The sequence below is a fragment of the Rhodanobacter sp. T12-5 genome (assembly GCF_008329435.1).
GTDB lineage: Bacteria > Pseudomonadota > Gammaproteobacteria > Xanthomonadales > Rhodanobacteraceae > Rhodanobacter.
Genome location: NZ_NPKN01000006.1, coordinates 188,669 through 206,888 on the forward strand (window position 1 = coordinate 188,669; position 18,220 = coordinate 206,888).

Sequence of the window (18,220 nt, forward strand, 5' to 3'; positions counted from 1 at the left end):
ACTTGCCGGCTCGCGCGGACCACGCGCACCCCTCCGGAGAGGTGGCAGAGTGGTCGAATGTACCTGACTCGAAATCAGGCGTACGTGTAAGCGTACCGAGGGTTCGAATCCCTCCCTCTCCGCCAGATACGCAAAGCGCCCCGCAAGGGGCGTTTTGCGTATCTGGCGGAGAGGGAGGTGTGGACGAATCCTCTCGGTTCGACAAAATTGTCTGGAACAATTTTGGACAGCCGCAGGCTGGCCCCGCAGCGCTCAGCGCGAAGGGGTGAAGCCCGGGATGGGCCGAACAATCCCCGCAAACTTCCAAGCACCTCCAAGTCCCACCGAGAATGCACCTGCATCTGCATTGGCTCTCCCACAAATTTGCTTTTGCGCCCCACCCCCACATCCGTCATGCTCCACACCATTCGTCTACCTGAAAGACCATGATCGAATTCGGACACGGCACCCACGTCGGCCTGCGTCGCACGCGCAATGAAGACACCTATTACGCCGATGCCTCGCTGGGCCTGTTCCTGGTCGCCGACGGCATGGGTGGCCACCAGCACGGCGAAGTGGCGTCGGCACTGGTGCGCGATGCTGTGGTCGAACTGGTCAGTCGCGGACACAGCCTGATCGAAGCGGTGAACGGTGCGGCCGAGCGGTTGCTGGCACACACCCGGCCCAGCTTCGACGTGCTGCCGATGGGCACCACGATCGCCGCGTTGCGGACCACCACCGACGGTTACGAAGTGGCCTGGGTCGGCGACAGCCGGATCTACCAATGGAAACAGGAGCTGCGGCAGATCAGCCACGATCATTCGCTGGTGCAGGCGCTGGTCGAAGCCGGGCAACTCGACCCGGCGCAGGCATCGCAGCATCCGCAACGCAACGTGCTGACCCAGGCGCTGGGCGTGACGGCCACCGAGCAACTGCACATCGGCATGGCACGCGGCCAACTGGAACCGGGCATGGGCTTTCTGTTGTGCAGCGACGGACTGACCGAAGGCGTCAGCGACACGACGATTGCGCGCACGGTGGCGCGCAACGACCTGGCCGCACAGGAATGTGTCGATCAATTGCTGCTGGACGCGCTCGACAGCGGCGGCGATGACAATATCACCGTGCTGCTCGTGCGTTCCTGCTGAATCCTGCGGGTACGGCCCGTTTGTTTTTAACCCTGCCGACGCCACACGCTCTGGCCATCCGCACTGCTCTTGTCCAGCGCATCCAGCCGCTGCTCGTGCCGCAGCAATTCGTCGGCTGAAGCATGCAGGACACGCGGCCGCACCCGTAGCACCACCGGCGCGACCACCACGGCATCGCGTTGCTCGACAGCTCCCTCGAAACCGAGCTCGAAGGCCCCCTGCCCCGTGGTCATCGCCAGATAGACGTCGGCCAGCAACTGGGCGTCGATCAAGCCGCCATGCAGGTCGCGCCGCGAGTTGTCCACGCCCAGCCGCTTGCACAGGGCATCGAGGCTGTTGCGCTGGCCGGGGTAGCGCTCGCGCGCCATGGCCAGCGTGTCGAGCACGGTGCAACGATCGCTGATCCGGCCTGCACCGTTGTCCAGCCGAGCCAGCTCGGCATCGAGGAAGCCGATATCGAAACTGGCGTTGTGGATGACCAACTCCGCGCCGTCGATGAAGGCGAGGAAGTCATCCACCACGTCGGCAAAGCGCGGCTTGTCGAGCAGGAACTCGTCCTCGATGCCGGTTACCAGCCGGGCACCTTCATCGATCGCCCGATCCGGATTGAGATAAGTCTGGTAGTGCCGCCCGGTGAGTCGACGCTCGATCAGCTCGACGCAGGCGATTTCCACCAGCCGATGACCCTGGCGCACTTCCAGTCCGGTCGTTTCGGTATCGAGAACGACCTGCCTCATGCCCGGCCCCTGAGCAACTCGGCCTGTTCGCGTGCCGCCTGATCGACCCGTTCGTTCTCGACGTGACCGTTGTGGCCCTTCACCCATTTCCAGCGCACCTGATGGGTGCTGACCGCCGCGGACAGTCGCTGCCACAGATCCTGGTTCTTAACCGGCTTCTTGTCGGCCGTGCGCCAGCCGTTCGCGCGCCACTTCGGCATCCACTGCTCAATGCCCTGCATCACGTAGCGCGAATCGGTGGTGAGGGTCACCTGGCACGGCCGTTTCAAGGCTTCCAGCGCACCGATCGCCGCCATCAGTTCCATCCGGTTGTTGGTGGTGGCGGGGTCACCGCCTGCGACCAGGCGTTCGCTGTCTTTTGCCCGCAGCAGCGCAGCCCAGCCACCCGGGCCCGGGTTGCCCAGACAGGCACCGTCGGTAAATGCTTCCACTTCGCTCATCGCTACTCACATATCCCATTGAAGTCATGACGCCGAACTGCGCCGAATGCTTGGCGACCATCGGCCGTTGGCCGGTACCCGCGCGGGCGCCGGCCTGAACCGCAGCGGGGTTATCGCCCGCCGCTGCTTGCGCGCAAACAATATGTAACCGCCGCCCAGTACACCTCCTTGCGTCGGGATCATCGGCAGGCCTGGCAACATGCGTCCCACCCGTTGCGCCCGTTCGATCTCCAGCCCCGCCTGCAGCAGTCCGTGCCTGAGTCGCAACGGCAACTGCAGTCGTGGCATTTGCGATGCACCATGCCCGCGCCAGCGCAGCCACGGCGCCCAGCCACTGAGCGGATGTATGCCCGTCACCACCAGCACGCCGCCGGGCGCCAACATGCGGATCGCATCGTCCAGCAAGGCCGAGGCGACCGGCGCAACCTCCAGCGCATGGCGCAGCAACACCAACTCGAATGCGTCATCGACAAAGGGCAGCGGTTCGTCCGCTGCCGCCTGCAGATCGCCCCGATAACGGTTGTTGCGCAGATGCAGGCTGGTCCAGCAACCGACCAGTGGGAGCGCCGGCGGGCCGTCATCGGGCGATGCGCCAAGCAACAAGGCATGCGAGCCGAAACAGCGCTGCAGATCCGGCATCAATACGCGTAGTTGCTCCTCCAGCAACCGGTGCATTGGCGCGCTGGTGTAGACGTCTTGATTGCGTTGGCGCATGCAGCCGGCCCGGTACCCATCGGTATCCGAAGTGTAACGGCTGGCAGCAGCTGGCAGATCACCGCAAACGGGGAATGCGCGTGAAATGAACCATCCCAACCGGATTAACGCGCAGCTAACGAGCCGCTCTTCCAGCCTCTTTATAGTCGACCGCCTGATACGCGCCCCGGATGGCTGCGTCGTCGCCAAGGGGACACATCCGATCTCTCGGGTGTCCCGAGAACGCAGCGGAGTCATCTTGCATATCACACCCTTGCCAGCGCTGACCGACAATTACATCTGGCTGCTGCACGACGACAGCGGCGATGCGATTGCCGTCGATCCCGGTGATGCCGATGTCGTCGAGCGTGCATTGACCGGGCAAAAACTGCGTTTGCGCGCGGTTCTGCTGACCCATCATCACCACGATCACATCGGAGGTGCCGCCGCACTGCGCAGGCAGCACGACGTACCGGTCTACGCACCAAATGACGACCGCATCGATGAGGCCACCCATCGCGTCGGCGACGGAGACCTCGTCGAACTAATGTCGCCGGCAGTGCGTTTCGAGGTGATCGCGATTCCCGGCCACACCCTCAGTCACATCGCCTACAGCGGCGCCGGGCTGTTGCTGTGCGGCGATACTCTTTTCAGCCTGGGCTGCGGCCGGTTGTTCGAGGGTACCCCGGCGCAGATGCTCGCCTCGCTCGATCGCCTGTCGACGCTGCCGGGCGCCACCCTGATCTGCGCCGGGCACGAATACACCGAAGCGAACGGGCGCTTTGCACGTACCATCGAACCGGACAATGCCCACTTGCGCCAGCGCCTGTTGGAAGTCGCCGCGTTGCGAGCCAGCCACCATCCCACGCTCCCGGTGACACTGCGCAGCGAACTGGACACCAACCCGTTCCTGCGCGTCGATACCGATGCGGTCGTCGAATGGTGTCGAAAGCGCCACGGCACTGGCGCTGACCGGGTGGCCCGTTTTGCCGCCATTCGGACAGCCAAGGATGGATTTCGCGGATGAAAAAACGGGTCTCTTTGCTGCCGCTGATCCTGTCGATGGTACTGACGGCTTGCGCCAACGTGCCATCGGGCAACCCGCACCCGGCCAAGGTGGAGACGACTCCGGTGGCGCCTGCCGCCGGCGAGCCCATCGCGCCGTCGGTGGAAATGGCACCGCAGCCCGCATCCCCGGACAGCAATGTATGGGAGCGACTGCGCAGCAGCTTTGCCATGGCGGACTGCGATGCCGACCCGTCGGTGCTGCTTCAGGCCAGGCAATACACGCGTCACCCACGCCAGTTCGAGAAACGATTGCTGGAGGTCATGCCCCGCCTGGTTTATGTGCAGCAGGTAGCTGCCCAGTACGACGTCGCCGGTGAATTCGTATTGCTGCCCTGGGTGGAGAGCCACTTCCAGCCGGTCTCCGGCCGGCGGCATCGACCCGCCGGGATGTGGCAGATCATGCCGGTCACGGCCGATGCCATGGGGCTTCGCGTCGATGACCGCTACGACGGTCGCCTGGACGTAAACGCAGCCGCAAACGCCGTGATGAAGCTGCTCAAGCAATATCACGACCGGTTTCACGACTGGCGCGTAGTCGATTACGCCTACAACGCTGGCGAATATTCGATAAGAAAGATGATTCGGAAGCACGGTCTGCCCGCGGACGAGCCGTTGATTCCGGCATGGCCGGTACGTCGGGTGACCCGCGAGCATCTGACTCGGTTGCTGGCGATAGCGTGTGTCGTGCGCGAGCCGGCCCGTTTCAATGTCAGCCTGCCCCGTCTGTCCGAAGAGAAGCATCTGGTCCGGATCCCGATTCCGCACCCGATACCGATGGCGCGAGCGGCCGATCATGCCGGCATGCCGGTGGATTCATTGAAGGATCTCAATGCAGCGTTCCGCGGTGACCTGGTCAATCCACGCGTCAATTCGTACCTGCTGCTTCCGCGTGGCCATGTGCAGCAATTTCGCGACGCCTTGCTGAATCAATCTACCTCGGCCAGCGCCGACATGCGCCCGACAGACCCTCGCGATCACGCCTCTTCACGGAAAACCTATACGGTCAGGCCTGGCGACAGCCTATGGAAGATCGCGCACGATTGCTCGGTATCCGTTGCTCAATTGCGCCGCTGGAACCAGCTCACGGGCCACACGCTCAAACCCGGCCAGGTCCTGCAGGTGAACGGGACCGATTGAATCCGATCGACCCGACGCCGCTTCGATATCGCAACGCAAGGGCAGCGACGATGGGGGCGTTTACATTCCGATATTCAAGACTGAAACAGAAAAGGCAGCCGTCGGCTGCCTTTTCTTGTTTCAGTTCGTCGAACATCCGTTACATGAGGTTCTTGTTCACCTTGATCTTGGCGTGTGCCCTGAGCACATCGAGAAGCTCGCGGGTCGCCTCGGAACCATACGCCTGGCCCATCTGCTGGCGCAGCACGTCGCGCTGCTCCGGCGGCACCTTGGACAGGTCGCCACCCTGCACCTTGTCTACGGCCAGCAACGCATAGTTGCCATCCTGCATGTCCACAGCGGCGAACTGCGGTTTGCCGGAAACCGGGTGCGGCAACAGGAACGCCTGCGTCATCAGCGGCGCAGGGACCTCAGCATGTCCGCGTACGGCTTCGCTGACACTGGTGACACTGGCACCGACCGACGTTGCCACGGCCGCCATCGCCTCGCCCTTGCGCAGACGCGCCAGCGCTCCATCCGCCTGCTTCCTGGCGGCGGTCGCAACGCGCTCATCCAGGATTTTCTTCTGCACGTCGGCGCGTACTTCTTCCAGCGGTCGTGCAGCCGCCGCCACATGCTTGTCGATATGGATCACCACGGAGTGGTCGTTGCCGAGATCGATCAAACCCGAGTTGTTGCCCTGGACCAGCACATCGTCGCTGAACGCGGCAGCGATCAGTTTGGGATTCGCCGCCAGCCCTTCGCCACCCTTGCGGGAAAACAACCCCGTACTCTTTATGGGCAGGTTCAGCGCCGCGGCTGCGGGCTCGAGCGAAGTCGGGTTCTGATAGGTGTTGTCCGACATCTTGCCCGCGACTTCGTTGTACTTCCGGTCACGTGCGGCAGCCAGAGCTTCCTTGACCAACTGGTCACGCACCTCGGCAAACGGCTTGGACTCGCCACTGCGAACGTCACGTAGCCAGATGATGTGATAACCGTCGGGCGACAGCACCGGCTTGGATATCTGGCCCTTCTGCAATGCAAACATCGCCGAATCGAAGGCCGGATTGGTCACGCCTTTTTCGAGCCAGCCAAGATCGCCACCCTGGCGCTTCGAACCGAGATCCTGCGAATCCTTTTTAGCGAGTTCGGCAAAATTGCCGGGATTGGCCTGCGCTGCAATCTTCTCGGCCTTGGCCAGCGCCGCCTTCTGCTGGTCTGGCGTGGCATTGTTCGGCACGTCGATCAGGATATGCGAAACCAGGCGTTGCTCGGGCTGCACGAAGCGCTGCTTTTCGTCTTCGTAGCGCTTCTTCAATTCGTCATCACTTGGCGCAATATCCGGCTTGAGGTCGGCGCCATTGACTTCGATGTATTTTACCGAGACCTGCTCGGGGTTCATGTAGTCCGCAAGATGTGCCTTGTACCAGACTTCCACCTGGGCATCGCTGACCTTGCTGTCCGCCGGCGTCGGTCGTGGCAGCATGAAGTAGCGCAGATCACGGCGCTGTGTCAGCAGACTGAGAAACTGGTCGATCTGGGCATCGCTGATCAACGTGCTGGCGTCAATCGCGTCCGGCAGCAGCCGGGTCGCCAGTGAGGCGCGTATGTCGTCCTCGAACATCGCCGGCGTCTTGCGCTGGCTGGCCAGCCATGCGCGGTAGCTGGTCGGATCGAATTGCCCGTTGACCACAAAGGCGGGGATCGCCCCGATGTAATCACGCACGGCCTTGTCGGCCACGCGCAGACCCCAGTCGGCGTTGGCCTGGAGCAGCAACTGCTGGTCGATCATGCCGTCCAGAATGCGCTGCTTGACCTCGGGCTTTTCGAACATGCTGGAGTCGAAGTGCTCGCCCTGTTCGGCGCTCGTCTGCTGTCGCAGCTGATTCACCCGATCCTGAAAGTCACGTTGGCTGATCTCATGACTGCCGACTTTCGCCACGAATGAATCATTGCGCGACGTGAAGTAGCTCTCCATGCCAAACAGCGACATCGCGAAAACGCAAACCCCCAGAAGGATGATGGATGGCCATCCATGCATCTTGTTACGCATTGCCTGCAGCATTGAAATCTTCCCGCACGTGGTTGAGGCGCATGAAGCGCGTGGCTCGCGGATGGGGCTGCCCCCCCGCACCGGCACGCATGTCCGATCGACCCAGGCAGCAGACGCAAACTGCCTAAATGACAAGGGCGCCACGCGGGCGCCCTTGCGAACTGTGGCGGAGTGGACGGGACTCGAACCCGCGACCTCCGGCGTGACAGGCCAGCATTCTAACCAACTGAACTACCACTCCGCATTTTTCTGGTGGGTGCTGTAGGGATCGAACCTACGACCACCGCCTTGTAAGGGCGACGCTCTACCGCTGAGCTAAGCACCCGAAACCAAGCGTCAGCCGCTTAGTTTAGGGCATCCTTGAGGGTCTTGCCAGCCTTGAAAGCAGGCACTTTCGAGGCCTTGATCTTGATCGCTTCATTCGTGCGCGGGTTGCGGCCAGTACGGGCAGCGCGCTTGCGCACGGTGAACGTGCCGAACCCCACCACCGAAACATCCTCGCCCTTCTTCAACGACTTCTGCACAGCCTCCAGGTAGGCTTCGAGAGCGCGCCCTGCGTCGGCCTTGGTCAACTCGGCCGCTTCGGCGATGGCATTGATCAGATCGGTTTTATTCATTGAAAAACTCCCTTGTTCGGATTTTCACCAGCGTGGTCAGTCCTGGAGACCTGGCACGCCGGCATGGATGGCTGGCTCTTGTTAAGCGCCGTAACGTAACCCCGCATCACTGCACTGACATGCAACGCCGGGCTGCGGTACGGCCTTTATACCAGTGCCTTGCCGGAATCCGCAACACAAGCCACAGCAACGTTTTCGGCTTGTCTGCATATGACGAAATCGCTTGCAAAACCGGCGCCAGACGACTACGGCACCGGAGGGTCGATCAAACGCGGAAAACCGGAAAGAAGAATGGCCACGGCCGCAAACCGGACGAATCCGGAACGCCCATCATCGATAAGCCTACACGGGTCAATGCGGTCGAGAATGCACTTCCGCCGATTCGCCGGCAGATGCGGCAGGTGCCTCCTCCTTGACGGGGTTCGGCTGCAGCGGGTGCTCCAGTGCGATATCCAGCACCTCGTCAATCCAACGCACCGGGTGAATCTCCAGCGACGAGGTTATGTTGGCCGGCATGTCGACAAGATCCTTCTTGTTGTCCTCCGGAATGATTACCGTGGTGATGCCGCCGCGAAGTGCCGCCAGCAGTTTCTCCTTGAGTCCGCCAATCGGGAGTACCCGGCCGCGCAAGGTGATTTCGCCAGTCATCGCCACTTCGGAGCGAACCGGCACCTTGGTCAGCACGGATACCAATGCCGTGCACATGGCGATGCCCGCGCTGGGGCCATCCTTGGGCGTGGCGCCTTCGGGCACATGGATGTGCACGTCGAGCTTCTGGTGAAACTCGGGGTCGATACCCAATCGATCGGCGCGTGCACGCACCACGGACAACGCGGCCTGGATCGACTCCTTCATGACATCGCCGAGCTGGCCGGTATGCACCAGCCTGCCCTTGCCGGGCACCACCGAGCCTTCGATGCTGAGCAATTCGCCACCAACTTGCGTCCAGGCGAGGCCGGTCACCAAACCCACTTCGTTCTGCAATTCCTTGCGGCCGAAATCGAACCGGCGCACGCCCAGGTAATGGCCAAGGTTGCCCGAACCGACCCTGACCCGCTCGGTACCGGACTTGGCCTTGGTCTTGCCCGCCTTCGATGCGGCCCCCGGTTTGGTCTTTTTCACCTGTCCCAGCGTGAGCTCCTTCACCACCTTGCGACAGATCTTGGAGATTTCGCGTTCCAGATTGCGCACGCCCGACTCGCGCGTGTAATACCGCACGATGTCGCGCAAAGCCTCCTCGTCCACGCTGAGCTCCTCGGGCTTCAGGCCGTTGGCCTTGAGCTGCTTGGCCAGCAGGTACTTCTGAGCGATACCGAGCTTCTCGTCCTCGGTGTAGCCGGGGATGCGGATGACTTCCATGCGATCGAGCAGCGGACCTGGAATGTTCAGTGAATTCGCGGTGGCGATCCACATCACCTCGGACAGGTCCAGGTCGACCTCGAGGTAATGATCGTTGAACGCATGGTTCTGCTCCGGATCGAGCACCTCCAGCAGTGCCGACGACGGGTCACCACGAAAGTCCATCGACATCTTGTCGATCTCGTCCAGCACGAACAGCGGATTCCTGGTACCCACCTTGTTGATGTTCTGCACGATGCGGCCTGGCATCGAGCCGATATAAGTGCGCCGATGACCACGGATCTCGGCCTCGTCACGCACTCCACCCAGACTCATGCGCACGAACTTCCGGTTGGTCGCCTTGGCGATCGACTGTCCCAACGAGGTCTTGCCCACGCCCGGTGGCCCCACCAGGCAAAGGATCGGCCCTTTCATCGCCGATACGCGTTGCTGCACGGCAAGATATTCCAGGATGCGATCCTTGACCTTTTCCAGTCCGAAGTGATCGGCGTCGAGCACTTCCTGCGCCATTTGCAGATCCTTGCGCACCTTGCTGCGCTTTTTCCACGGCACACCCACCAGCCAGTCCAGGTAATTGCGTACCACGGTGGCCTCGGCCGACATCGGCGACATCTGCTTGAGCTTGTTGAACTCCTGTCGCGCCTTGGTCAACACGGCCTTCGGCATGCCGGAAGTTTCGATCTTCTTCTGGAGTTCCTCGACTTCGTTCGGGCCTTCCTCGTTGTCGCCGAGCTCCTTCTGGATCGCCTTCATCTGTTCGTTGAGGTAGTACTCGCGCTGACTCTTTTCCATCTGCGATTTGACTCGCCCGCGAATACGCTTCTCGACCTGCTGCAGGTCCATCTCGCCATCGACCAGCCCGATCAACAGCTCGAGCCGCTTGCCGACATCGGCAGTTTCCAGAACCTTCTGCTTGTCTGCCATGCGTACGGAAAGGTGCGCGGCGATGGAGTCGGCCACGCGCGACGGGTCGTCGATGCCGGACAGGCTGGCCAATACTTCCGGAGGCAGCTTGCGACTCTGCTTGACCAATTGTTCGAACAACGAGATCAGCGTGCGCGAGACCACGTCGAGCTCGCGCTCCTTGGCGTTGTAGACAGGCTCGATCGTATGCGAACGCGCCATCAGCATCCCGTTCTCTTCGCGGAAATCCTCCACTGCCACCCGCGACTGGCCCTCCACCAGCACCTTGACCGTGCCGTCAGGCAACTTCAACAGTTGCAGTACTCCGGCCAGCGTGCCGACCTGATGCAGGTCGGCGATCTCGGGATCGTCGATATCCGGGCTTTTCTGCGCGACGAGCAGGATCTGCCGCTCGCCCTCCATCGCCCGCTCCAGTGCACGCATGGACTTGTCGCGGCCGACGAACAAAGGAATGACCATGTGCGGATAAACCACGACGTCGCGCAGCGGCAACACCGGCAACACGTCCAGCACAGCAGGAAGGGGGGCGTTCTTGGCCATGAAAGAGAGGTCCCTCGGGTTCGGATCTGGATTCATCCCGACACTGCGCCGGGCCTGTTATTACGTCAAGTGGAGGCAATCGTGCGTTCACGCAAGAGTTGGAGAGCGCAAAAAGCAGAACGGCCCCGGAACACTGCCGGGGCCGTCATCATCGAGGAGATCGCGGGCAAGGATCAGGCGGCGTCGCCACTTTCTCCCGCCACGCGCTGCTGCAGGTTGCCGCGATAGATGAGGTAGGGCTCGGCCTGACCTTCGATCACGGCATCGTCCACCACTACCTTGCTGACGTGCTCCAACGAAGGCAACTCATACATCGTGTCGAGCAGCACCTGTTCAAGAATGGTACGCAAGCCGCGTGCGCCGGTCTTCCGCTTGAGCGCCTTTTTCGCGATCGCCTGCAGCGCCTCGGGACGGAACTCCAGTTCCACCTCCTCCATCTCGAACAGTTTCCTGAATTGCTTGGTGACCGCGTTCTTCGGCTCGGTGAGGATCTTCACCAGCGCCGCCTCGTCAAGTTCATCCAGCGTCGCCACTACCGGCAGGCGGCCGACGAATTCGGGAATGAGGCCGAAACGCACCAGGTCGGAAGGCTCCACATCGGCCAGTACCTTGCCAAGGTTCTGCGTACGCTCCTTGCTGCGGACCTCGGCCGAGAAACCGATGCTGGTGTTCTCCGAGCGCGATTGAATGACCTTTTCCAAGCCCGCAAATGCACCGCCGCAGATGAACAGGATGTTCTTGGTGTCGACCTGCAGGAACTCCTGCTGAGGATGCTTGCGTCCGCCCTGCGGCGGCACCGAGGCCAGGGTGCCCTCGATAAGCTTCAGCAACGCCTGCTGCACGCCTTCGCCGGACACGTCGCGGGTGATCGACGGGTTCTCGCTCTTGCGCGAGATCTTGTCGATCTCGTCGATATAGACGATGCCCGACTGCGCCTTCTCGACGTCGTAGTCGCACTTCTGCAGCAGCTTCTGGATGATGTTCTCGACATCCTCGCCCACGTAACCGGCTTCAGTCAGCGTGGTCGCGTCGGCGATCGTGAACGGCACATTGAGCAGGCGCGCCAGCGTTTCAGCCAGCAGCGTCTTGCCCGAGCCGGTCGGGCCGATCAGCAGGATGTTGGATTTGCCCAGTTCGATGTCGTCGCTCTTCTGGCGCGACTCGATCCGCTTGTAATGGTTGTACACCGCCACAGCCAGCGCCTTCTTGGCGCGGGTCTGTCCCACCACGTACTGATCCAGCGACTCGCGGATCTCGCGCGGCTTCGGCAACTGGGTGCGCCCGGAGGCAGCCTTTTCTTCCAGTTCCTCACGGATGATGTCGTTGCACAGCTCCACGCATTCGTCGCAGATGAACACGGACGGACCCGCGATCAGCTTGCGCACTTCATGCTGGCTCTTGCCGCAGAAAGAGCAATAGAGGATCTTGCCGCTGTCGCTGGAACGCCCCTGCCGGTCGTCGCTCATACTTTCGGTCCCACTGACAAATCTGAATGCGTCGCGAGAATAACACAGGGCCCCGCGTCTGCCTGCAGACACGGAGCCCCTCTCGAGACTCGGGGGTAGAACCCGGAAATCAGGCCGATTTCACCGTCTCGCCAGCGCGCTTGTCGAGCACGTCGTCGATCAGGCCATAGGTTTTTGCGTCAACCGCGTTCATGAAGCGGTCGCGCTCCATGTCCAATTCGATCTTTTCGATAGCCTGCCCGGTGTGTTCGACGTAGATCTGGTTCAGGCGCTGGCGCATGTACAGGATCTCGCGGGCCTGGATTTCGATGTCGGTCGCCTGGCCCTGCGCGCCACCCGAAGGCTGGTGAATCATCACGCGCGAGTTGGGCAACGAAAAACGCTTGCCCTTGGCACCGGCCGTCAGCAGCAACGAACCCATGCTGCATGCCTGGCCAATGCACATGGTGCTGACATCGGGCTTGATGAACTGCATGGTGTCGTAGATCGCCAGACCCGCGGTCACTGCCCCGCCGGGACTGTTGATATAGAAATGGATGTCCTTGTCCGGATTTTCCGATTCAAGGAACAGCATTTGCGCGACCAGCACGTTGGCGACCTGGTCGTTGACCTCGCCCACCAGAAAAATCACCCGCTCCTTCAACAGGCGCGAGTAAATGTCATAGGAGCGCTCGCCGCGAGCAGTTTGCTCGACGACCATCGGTATCAAATTGAGGTTCTGGATCTGATCCATGGCCATGTTTGCAGCTCTCCGGTGAGTGTGCCTGTAAAGGCTCAGGCGTTGGCGGGGCGCATCACGTCGTCGAAGCTCAGGTCCTGCTGGGTGGTCCTGGCATGCTCTGCCACCCATTCGGCCACCTGATCTTCCATCACGCGATTCTGCAGCCCAGACATCAATTGGGGGTCACCGTTGTAGAGTTCAATGACCTTCTCCGGCTCTTCGTAGGTCGATGCGATCGCGGCGAGCTGTTCAGCAACGCGCTTGCGATCGATCTTGATTCCCTGTTTGCGAGCCAGCTCACCCATCAACAACCCCGCAACCACGCGCTTGCGCGCAATGGGCATGGCTGCCTCGATCAACTGCGGCGGCGGCTGCTGACCCTGCGGCACGCTGCCGGTGGCCATGTTGCGCGCCTCGGACTGCACCATCAGGTTCGGCACGTTCAGTTCGGCATGGGCGTCGGCCAGTTTTTCGGCCACTTCCGACTTCAGGCGCGCCATCAGTGCAGCCTTCAGCTCACGCTCGAGATTCGCACGGACTTCCTTGCGAAACGTCTCCATGTCGCCGTCGTCGATGCCGAACAGCTTGGCGAACTCGCCGTCGATTTCGGGCAGCTTCGGCTCCTGTACCTTGATGATCTTGAAATTGACCTTCGCCGACTTGCCAGCCAGTTGTTCGTTGCGGAAATCCCCCGGAAAGGCAACCTCGGCCTCGAAGCTGTCGTCACCCTTGCGCCCGGCCAACGCCTCGTCCAGCGCCTTGAACAAGGTACCCGAACCCAGCACGCTGCCCGCACGCTCCAGGCCTTCGGCCGGGAAGCGGTAGTCGCCTGCTTCGGCGGAGTATTCGAACATCACGAAGTCCCCCTCGACGGACGCGCGATCGACCTCCTCGAAGCTGCGGCGCTGCTGACGCAGGGTCTCCAGCATCTTGTCGATGTCGGCATCGGTCACCATCGCCACCGGGCGGGTGATCTCCAACGAAGCCACGTCAACTACCGGGAACTCCGGCATGATCTCGAACGTCGCGGTGTAGGCAATTTCACCGTTTTCCGGCTTGCCGGTGGTGTTGATCGCCGGATTCGCAATCGGCTGCAGCTTTTCCTGCTCCACAGCTTCGCGCAGCGTGCTGCCGATCAGGTCGGACAGCACCTCACCACGAACCTGTTCGCCAAAACGCTGCTTGATCACCGTCGTCGGCACCTTGCCTGGACGGAAACCTTTCAGGCGAACGGTGCGGCCCATCTCCGCAATACGCGCACTTACCTGCGTCTCGAACCGCTCCGCGGGAAATTTCACCGTGAGCTTGCGCTCGAGCGTGCCGATGCTCTCAACCGAAACCTGCATGACGTCTCCTGGTACTACCTGATGTTGTGGGCCTGGCGCAGGCACCATGACGGCCTTGCCGCCTGAAAACAAGAAAACCAACGGGGCTTGGTGCGAAAGGGGGGACTCGAACCCCCACGGGGTTAACCGCCAGAACCTAAATCTGGTGCGTCTACCAATTCCGCCACTCTCGCCTTGCCCAGCTCATCAAACACGCGTAACCACTGGATTCTGCGGCCGATTATGACTTGCCGGACAAGTCAGGAGGGCATCGCGGCAGCCATGATCACGATCGTCTAAGTCGATGATTCCCTTATACGAAAGCAGACCATTTTACGGTTGCACCACCGTGCAGCACAAGCACTGACAGCGATCACGGGCCGCGCCGGGACCGACTTGCCGCCATCGCGCCTTGCTGTCGCGCCAAAGCAAAACGCCGACCGCAAGCGATCGGCGTTTTGCTTGATTGGTGGGCCGTGAAGGATTCGAACCTTCGACCAATTGATTAAGAGTCAACTGCTCTACCAACTGAGCTAACGGCCCAGGAAACCTGGGTTTGAAACTGGGGTGGATGATGGGATTCGAACCCACGACAACCGGAATCACAATCCGGGACTCTAACCAGCTGAGCTACACCCACCATAAATCTTGCAACTGGTGCGCCAGACAGGACTCGAACCTGCAACCGTCGGCTTAGAAGGCCGATGCTCTATCCGGTTGAGCTACAGGCGCAGTCTCTGCAGGTAGAACGTGTCGCTGGTCGGGGCAGAGGGATTCGAACCCCCGACTTTTGCGTCCCAAACGCAACGCTCTACCAGACTGAGCTATACCCCGCTTTCGAATCACCGGCCATGCCGCCGCCGGAGCCTTGAAATGTTACGGGTGCCGCCTCGCTCAGTCAATCCGTATCGAAGCACACCTTAGTGTTTCTGAATCACTGTGTCGCTGAAATCATCTGTCTTCACGGAGAGCAAATACCCGCCTTCCGTTGAAAACAAAACGGGGTGCAAGCACCCCGCCTCGCCGAATAAAAATGGTGCGCCCGGAGAGATTCGAACTCCCGACCACCTAGTTCGTAGCCAGGTACTCTATCCAACTGAGCTACGGGCGCACTGAAAAAACTTCTACGTCATCGCTGCGATGTTTGGGCATCGAGGCGGTGAAGCAAGAAGCGGAATTATTCAGACTCCGCCCCCGTGCGTCAACCCTTTTCGCAAAACTTTCTTCATCGGGGGGTTGCCGTGCGGCACAAAGGCGAAAAACCCACCATGCCGGTGGTGCCAGTCAGCACGTGAAGACGGCGGCCGGTGGCCGCCCTCTTCCATCATCACATCGCGGGACGATCACGATCGTCCGAATAGCCGTCCAAATCAGGATTGACCGTCCAGTCCGGTGCGGCTCTGCGGTGCAGGGTCACCGACCTTGCCCACTGCCGAACCGGCATCGCCCTTCGGCGGCGGTGGCGGCGGCGTAGCGCCGGTTGCGGCATTCCTGGTCCAGTCGGCCGGTGGCCCGGGTACGCGCCCGGCCATGATGTCGTCGATCTGATGCGCATCTATGGTCTCGTACTGCAGCAGCGCATCGGCCATCGCATGCAGCTTGTCGAGGTTAGCCGTCAGCAATTCCTGGCTGCGCGCATAGGCGCGATCGAGGATGCCACGCACCACTTCGTCGATCTTGCTCGCGGTCTCGTTGGAGATGCTCTTGTGCTGGGTCACCGAACGACCCAGGAACACTTCGTCCTCGTCCTCGCCATAGGTGATCGGACCGAGTTCGTCGGACAGGCCCCACTTGGTGGCCATGTTGCGCGCCATCTTGGTGGCCCGCTCGATGTCGTTCGATGCGCCGGTGGTGACCTTGTCGGCGCCGAAGATCAGTTCCTCCGCCACCCGCCCGCCGTACAGCGAGCACAGCTGCGACTGGATCGCCACGCGGTTGATGCTGTACTTGTCGCCTTCGGGCAGGTACATGGTCACGCCCAGCGCGCGACCACGCGGGATGATCGTGACCTTGTAGACCGGATCGTGCTCCGGCACCAGCCGACCGACGATCGCATGGCCAGCCTCGTGATAAGCAGTGAGCTTCTTCTCGTCCTCGCTCATCGCCATCGAACGGCGCTCGCTGCCCATCAGGATCTTGTCGCGCGCCTTGTCCAGATGACTCATGCGCACTTCGCGGGCGTTCTCGCGCGCGGCGAACAACGCCGCCTCGTTGACCAGGTTGGCCAGGTCAGCACCGGAAAAACCCGGCGTGCCGCGCGCAATTGTCATTGCATTGACGTCGCTGGCGGTCGGCACCTTGCGCATGTGCACCTTGAGGATCTGCTCGCGGCCACGCACGTCCGGCAACCCGACCACAACCTGGCGATCGAAACGGCCCGGACGCAGCAGCGCCGGATCCAGCACGTCGGGACGGTTGGTCGCGGCGATCACGATGATGCCTTCGGTGCCTTCGAAGCCGTCCATCTCGACCAGCAACTGGTTCAGGGTCTGCTCGCGCTCGTCGTGACCACCACCCAGGCCGGCGCCGCGATGGCGGCCGACCGCGTCGATCTCGTCGATGAAGATGATGCACGGCGCGTGCTTCTTGGCCTGCTCGAACATGTCGCGCACGCGGCTGGCGCCGACACCGACAAACATCTCGACGAAGTCGGAACCGGAAATCGCGAAGAACGGCACCTTCGCCTCGCCCGCGATGGCCTTCGCCAGCAGGGTCTTGCCGGTGCCGGGCGGACCGACCATCAGCACGCCGCGCGGAATCTTGCCACCCAGCTTCTGGAACCGGCCAGGGTCGCGCAGGAACTCGACCAGTTCGCCGACCTCCTCCTTCGCTTCATCGCAACCGGCGACGTCGCTGAAATTGACCTTGATCTGGTCCTCGCCCTGCAACTTGGCGCGCGAACGGCCGAAGCTCATCGCCCCGCGGCCACCGCCGCCGGATTGCATCTGACGCATGAACCAGATGAACACGCCCACGATCAGCAGCACCGGCAACCAGCTGATCAGCAAGCCGATCAACGAGAAGCCTTCGGAAGGATCCTGGCGCACTTCGACGCCCTTGCTCTGCATCTGCTTGACCACCTCGTTGGTGGAGAAGCCGAGCATCGGCGCGACCGTGCGGAACGGGCTGCCGTCCTTCAGCTTGCCGCTGATGGTGGCCGGCTGGTCGGCGCTGATCGTGGCGTTGGCCACGTTGCCGTTGTCCACGCTCTGTACGAACGAGCTGTAGGGCAGATCGGAGGAGGCCGCGCCATGCGGATTGAAGCTCTGGAACACGGTGAACAGGACCACCGCGATGATCACCCAGAGCAACACATTTTTCGCTGTTTCATTCATGCACGGTTCCCGCCCGGTGACACGGCGGAAGGCTTGAGCCCCACCGCCAGTGCGTACACCTCACGCGAACGCGCGCGGGAGGCCTTAGGTTTACGCATGGTTACGCGGGTGAAGTCCGCGCGCAAGCTGCGCAAGTAATCGTCAAAGCCGACTCCCTGAAACAATTTGATCAGGAACGAGCCGCCCGGCTTGAGCCACTGCCTGCTGAAATCCAGCGCCAAGTCGGACAGCGCCATCGCACGGATCTGGTCGGCCAGCGCCACACCACTCATATTGGGGGCCAGATCGCACAGCACAAGATCCAGCTTCTGCCCTTCCAGGCGCGACTCCAGCTCGCGCAGCACGGATTCCTCGCGGAAGTCGCCCTGCAGGAAATCCACCCCGGCAATACTCTGCATCGGCAGGATGTCCAGCGCGAATACCTTGCCGCTGTCGCCCAGGCGGTTGCGCACCAATTGCGACCAGCTGCCCGGGGCCGCACCGAGGTCGACCACGCTGATGCCCGGCTTGAGCAGACGATCGCGCTCTATCAATTCCTCCAGTTTGTACACCGCACGCGAACGCAAACCCTCGAGTTGGGCTTTCTTCACATATTCATCATTGAAATGTTCGCGCAGCCAGACTGCGCTGCTTTTGCTGCGGGCCATGTCGTTTTTGGTGTGCCGATTGGGGAAAGGGGTGGTGCATGATACCCTTTGC

General features: G+C 61.7%; 14 protein-coding genes and 9 tRNA genes. 4 read left to right on the plus strand and 19 right to left on the minus strand.

All coding sequences use genetic code 11. The annotated features are described in order from the left end of the window. Positions 1-35: 35 nt before the first annotated feature. A tRNA-Ser gene (locus CIW53_RS13155) sits at positions 36-125 on the plus strand. Positions 126-425: 300 nt separating this feature from the next. After that, complete coding sequence (locus CIW53_RS13160) at positions 426-1,127, plus strand: protein phosphatase 2C domain-containing protein (RefSeq protein ID WP_149365182.1); 702 nt, start codon at positions 426-428, stop codon at positions 1,125-1,127. A gap of 26 nt (positions 1,128-1,153) precedes the next feature. On the opposite strand, the gene dnaQ is transcribed toward CIW53_RS13160, so the two are convergent. The 3 genes from dnaQ to CIW53_RS13175 are packed head-to-tail and all read right to left on the minus strand — an operon-like array spanning position 1,154 to position 3,018. After that, entirely contained in the window at positions 1,154-1,864 is a 711-nt protein-coding gene (gene dnaQ, locus CIW53_RS13165; protein WP_149365183.1) for a DNA polymerase III subunit epsilon, read from the minus strand. Further along, complete coding sequence (gene rnhA / locus CIW53_RS13170) at positions 1,861-2,304, minus strand: ribonuclease HI (RefSeq protein WP_149365184.1); 444 nt, start codon at positions 2,302-2,304, stop codon at positions 1,861-1,863. Before rnhA ends, dnaQ begins: the two co-directional genes overlap by 4 nt. 24 nt (positions 2,305-2,328) lie before the next feature. Beyond that, positions 2,329-3,018: a methyltransferase domain-containing protein gene (locus CIW53_RS13175; protein WP_149365185.1), complete on the minus strand. Its 690-nt coding sequence runs from the start codon at positions 3,016-3,018 to the stop codon at positions 2,329-2,331. Between the two features lie 238 nt (positions 3,019-3,256). Between CIW53_RS13175 and gloB the strand changes: the two genes are divergently transcribed. Next, positions 3,257-4,024 carry a hydroxyacylglutathione hydrolase gene (gene gloB / locus CIW53_RS13180; RefSeq protein WP_149365272.1) on the plus strand — a complete coding sequence of 256 codons (768 nt, stop codon included), beginning with the start codon at positions 3,257-3,259 and terminating at the stop codon, positions 4,022-4,024. Beyond that, positions 4,021-5,202 carry a transglycosylase SLT domain-containing protein gene (locus CIW53_RS13185; RefSeq protein WP_343192409.1) on the plus strand — a complete coding sequence of 394 codons (1,182 nt, stop codon included), beginning with the start codon at positions 4,021-4,023 and terminating at the stop codon, positions 5,200-5,202. The genes gloB and CIW53_RS13185 overlap by 4 nt, the downstream gene beginning before the upstream one ends. Positions 5,203-5,341: 139 nt before the next feature. Here CIW53_RS13185 and CIW53_RS13190 read toward each other — a convergent pair whose 3' ends face one another. From CIW53_RS13190 to rlmE, 16 genes are all read right to left on the minus strand, one after another. Continuing rightward, positions 5,342-7,246 carry a SurA N-terminal domain-containing protein gene (locus CIW53_RS13190; protein WP_149365186.1) on the minus strand — a complete coding sequence of 635 codons (1,905 nt, stop codon included), beginning with the start codon at positions 7,244-7,246 and terminating at the stop codon, positions 5,342-5,344. Positions 7,247-7,398: 152 nt separating this feature from the next. After that, positions 7,399-7,475: transfer RNA gene (locus CIW53_RS13195), tRNA-Asp, on the minus strand. A 9-nt stretch (positions 7,476-7,484) separates the two neighbouring features. Further along, positions 7,485-7,559, minus strand: a tRNA-Val gene (locus CIW53_RS13200). A 19-nt stretch (positions 7,560-7,578) separates the two neighbouring features. Continuing rightward, on the minus strand, positions 7,579-7,851 hold the full coding sequence (locus tag CIW53_RS13205) for an HU family DNA-binding protein (RefSeq protein WP_149365187.1): 273 nt from the start codon (positions 7,849-7,851) through the stop codon (positions 7,579-7,581). A gap of 351 nt (positions 7,852-8,202) precedes the next feature. Continuing rightward, positions 8,203-10,674 (minus strand): endopeptidase La, encoded by a 2,472-nt coding sequence (gene lon, locus CIW53_RS13210; RefSeq protein WP_149365188.1) that lies wholly within the window; start codon positions 10,672-10,674, stop codon positions 8,203-8,205. A 173-nt stretch (positions 10,675-10,847) separates the two neighbouring features. Continuing rightward, the gene (gene clpX, locus CIW53_RS13215; RefSeq protein ID WP_149365189.1) at positions 10,848-12,140 is read right to left on the minus strand and encodes an ATP-dependent Clp protease ATP-binding subunit ClpX; all 1,293 of its coding nucleotides are present in this window, start codon (positions 12,138-12,140) and stop codon (positions 10,848-10,850) included. Positions 12,141-12,249: 109 nt separating this feature from the next. Further along, on the minus strand, positions 12,250-12,873 hold the full coding sequence (gene clpP / locus CIW53_RS13220; protein ID WP_242451906.1) for an ATP-dependent Clp endopeptidase proteolytic subunit ClpP: 624 nt from the start codon (positions 12,871-12,873) through the stop codon (positions 12,250-12,252). 41 nt (positions 12,874-12,914) lie between these two features. Further along, positions 12,915-14,207 (minus strand): trigger factor, encoded by a 1,293-nt coding sequence (gene tig, locus CIW53_RS13225; protein WP_149365191.1) that lies wholly within the window; start codon positions 14,205-14,207, stop codon positions 12,915-12,917. Between the two features lie 88 nt (positions 14,208-14,295). Then, positions 14,296-14,380 (minus strand) — tRNA-Leu (locus CIW53_RS13230). 273 nt (positions 14,381-14,653) lie between these two features. Then, a tRNA-Lys gene (locus tag CIW53_RS13235) sits at positions 14,654-14,729 on the minus strand. Between the two features lie 20 nt (positions 14,730-14,749). Further along, positions 14,750-14,826: transfer RNA gene (locus CIW53_RS13240), tRNA-His, on the minus strand. A 15-nt stretch (positions 14,827-14,841) separates the two neighbouring features. Beyond that, positions 14,842-14,918 (minus strand) — tRNA-Arg (locus CIW53_RS13245). A 25-nt stretch (positions 14,919-14,943) separates the two neighbouring features. Further along, positions 14,944-15,020: transfer RNA gene (locus CIW53_RS13250), tRNA-Pro, on the minus strand. Positions 15,021-15,220: 200 nt separating this feature from the next. Beyond that, positions 15,221-15,297: transfer RNA gene (locus CIW53_RS13255), tRNA-Arg, on the minus strand. 259 nt (positions 15,298-15,556) lie between these two features. Next, the gene (ftsH, locus tag CIW53_RS13260; protein WP_172969667.1) at positions 15,557-17,521 is read right to left on the minus strand and encodes an ATP-dependent zinc metalloprotease FtsH; all 1,965 of its coding nucleotides are present in this window, start codon (positions 17,519-17,521) and stop codon (positions 15,557-15,559) included. After that, a complete protein-coding gene (rlmE, locus tag CIW53_RS13265) occupies positions 17,518-18,168 on the minus strand; it encodes a 23S rRNA (uridine(2552)-2'-O)-methyltransferase RlmE (protein WP_149365192.1) in 651 nt (216 codons plus the stop codon). Before rlmE ends, ftsH begins: the two co-directional genes overlap by 4 nt. Positions 18,169-18,220 lie beyond the last annotated feature (52 nt).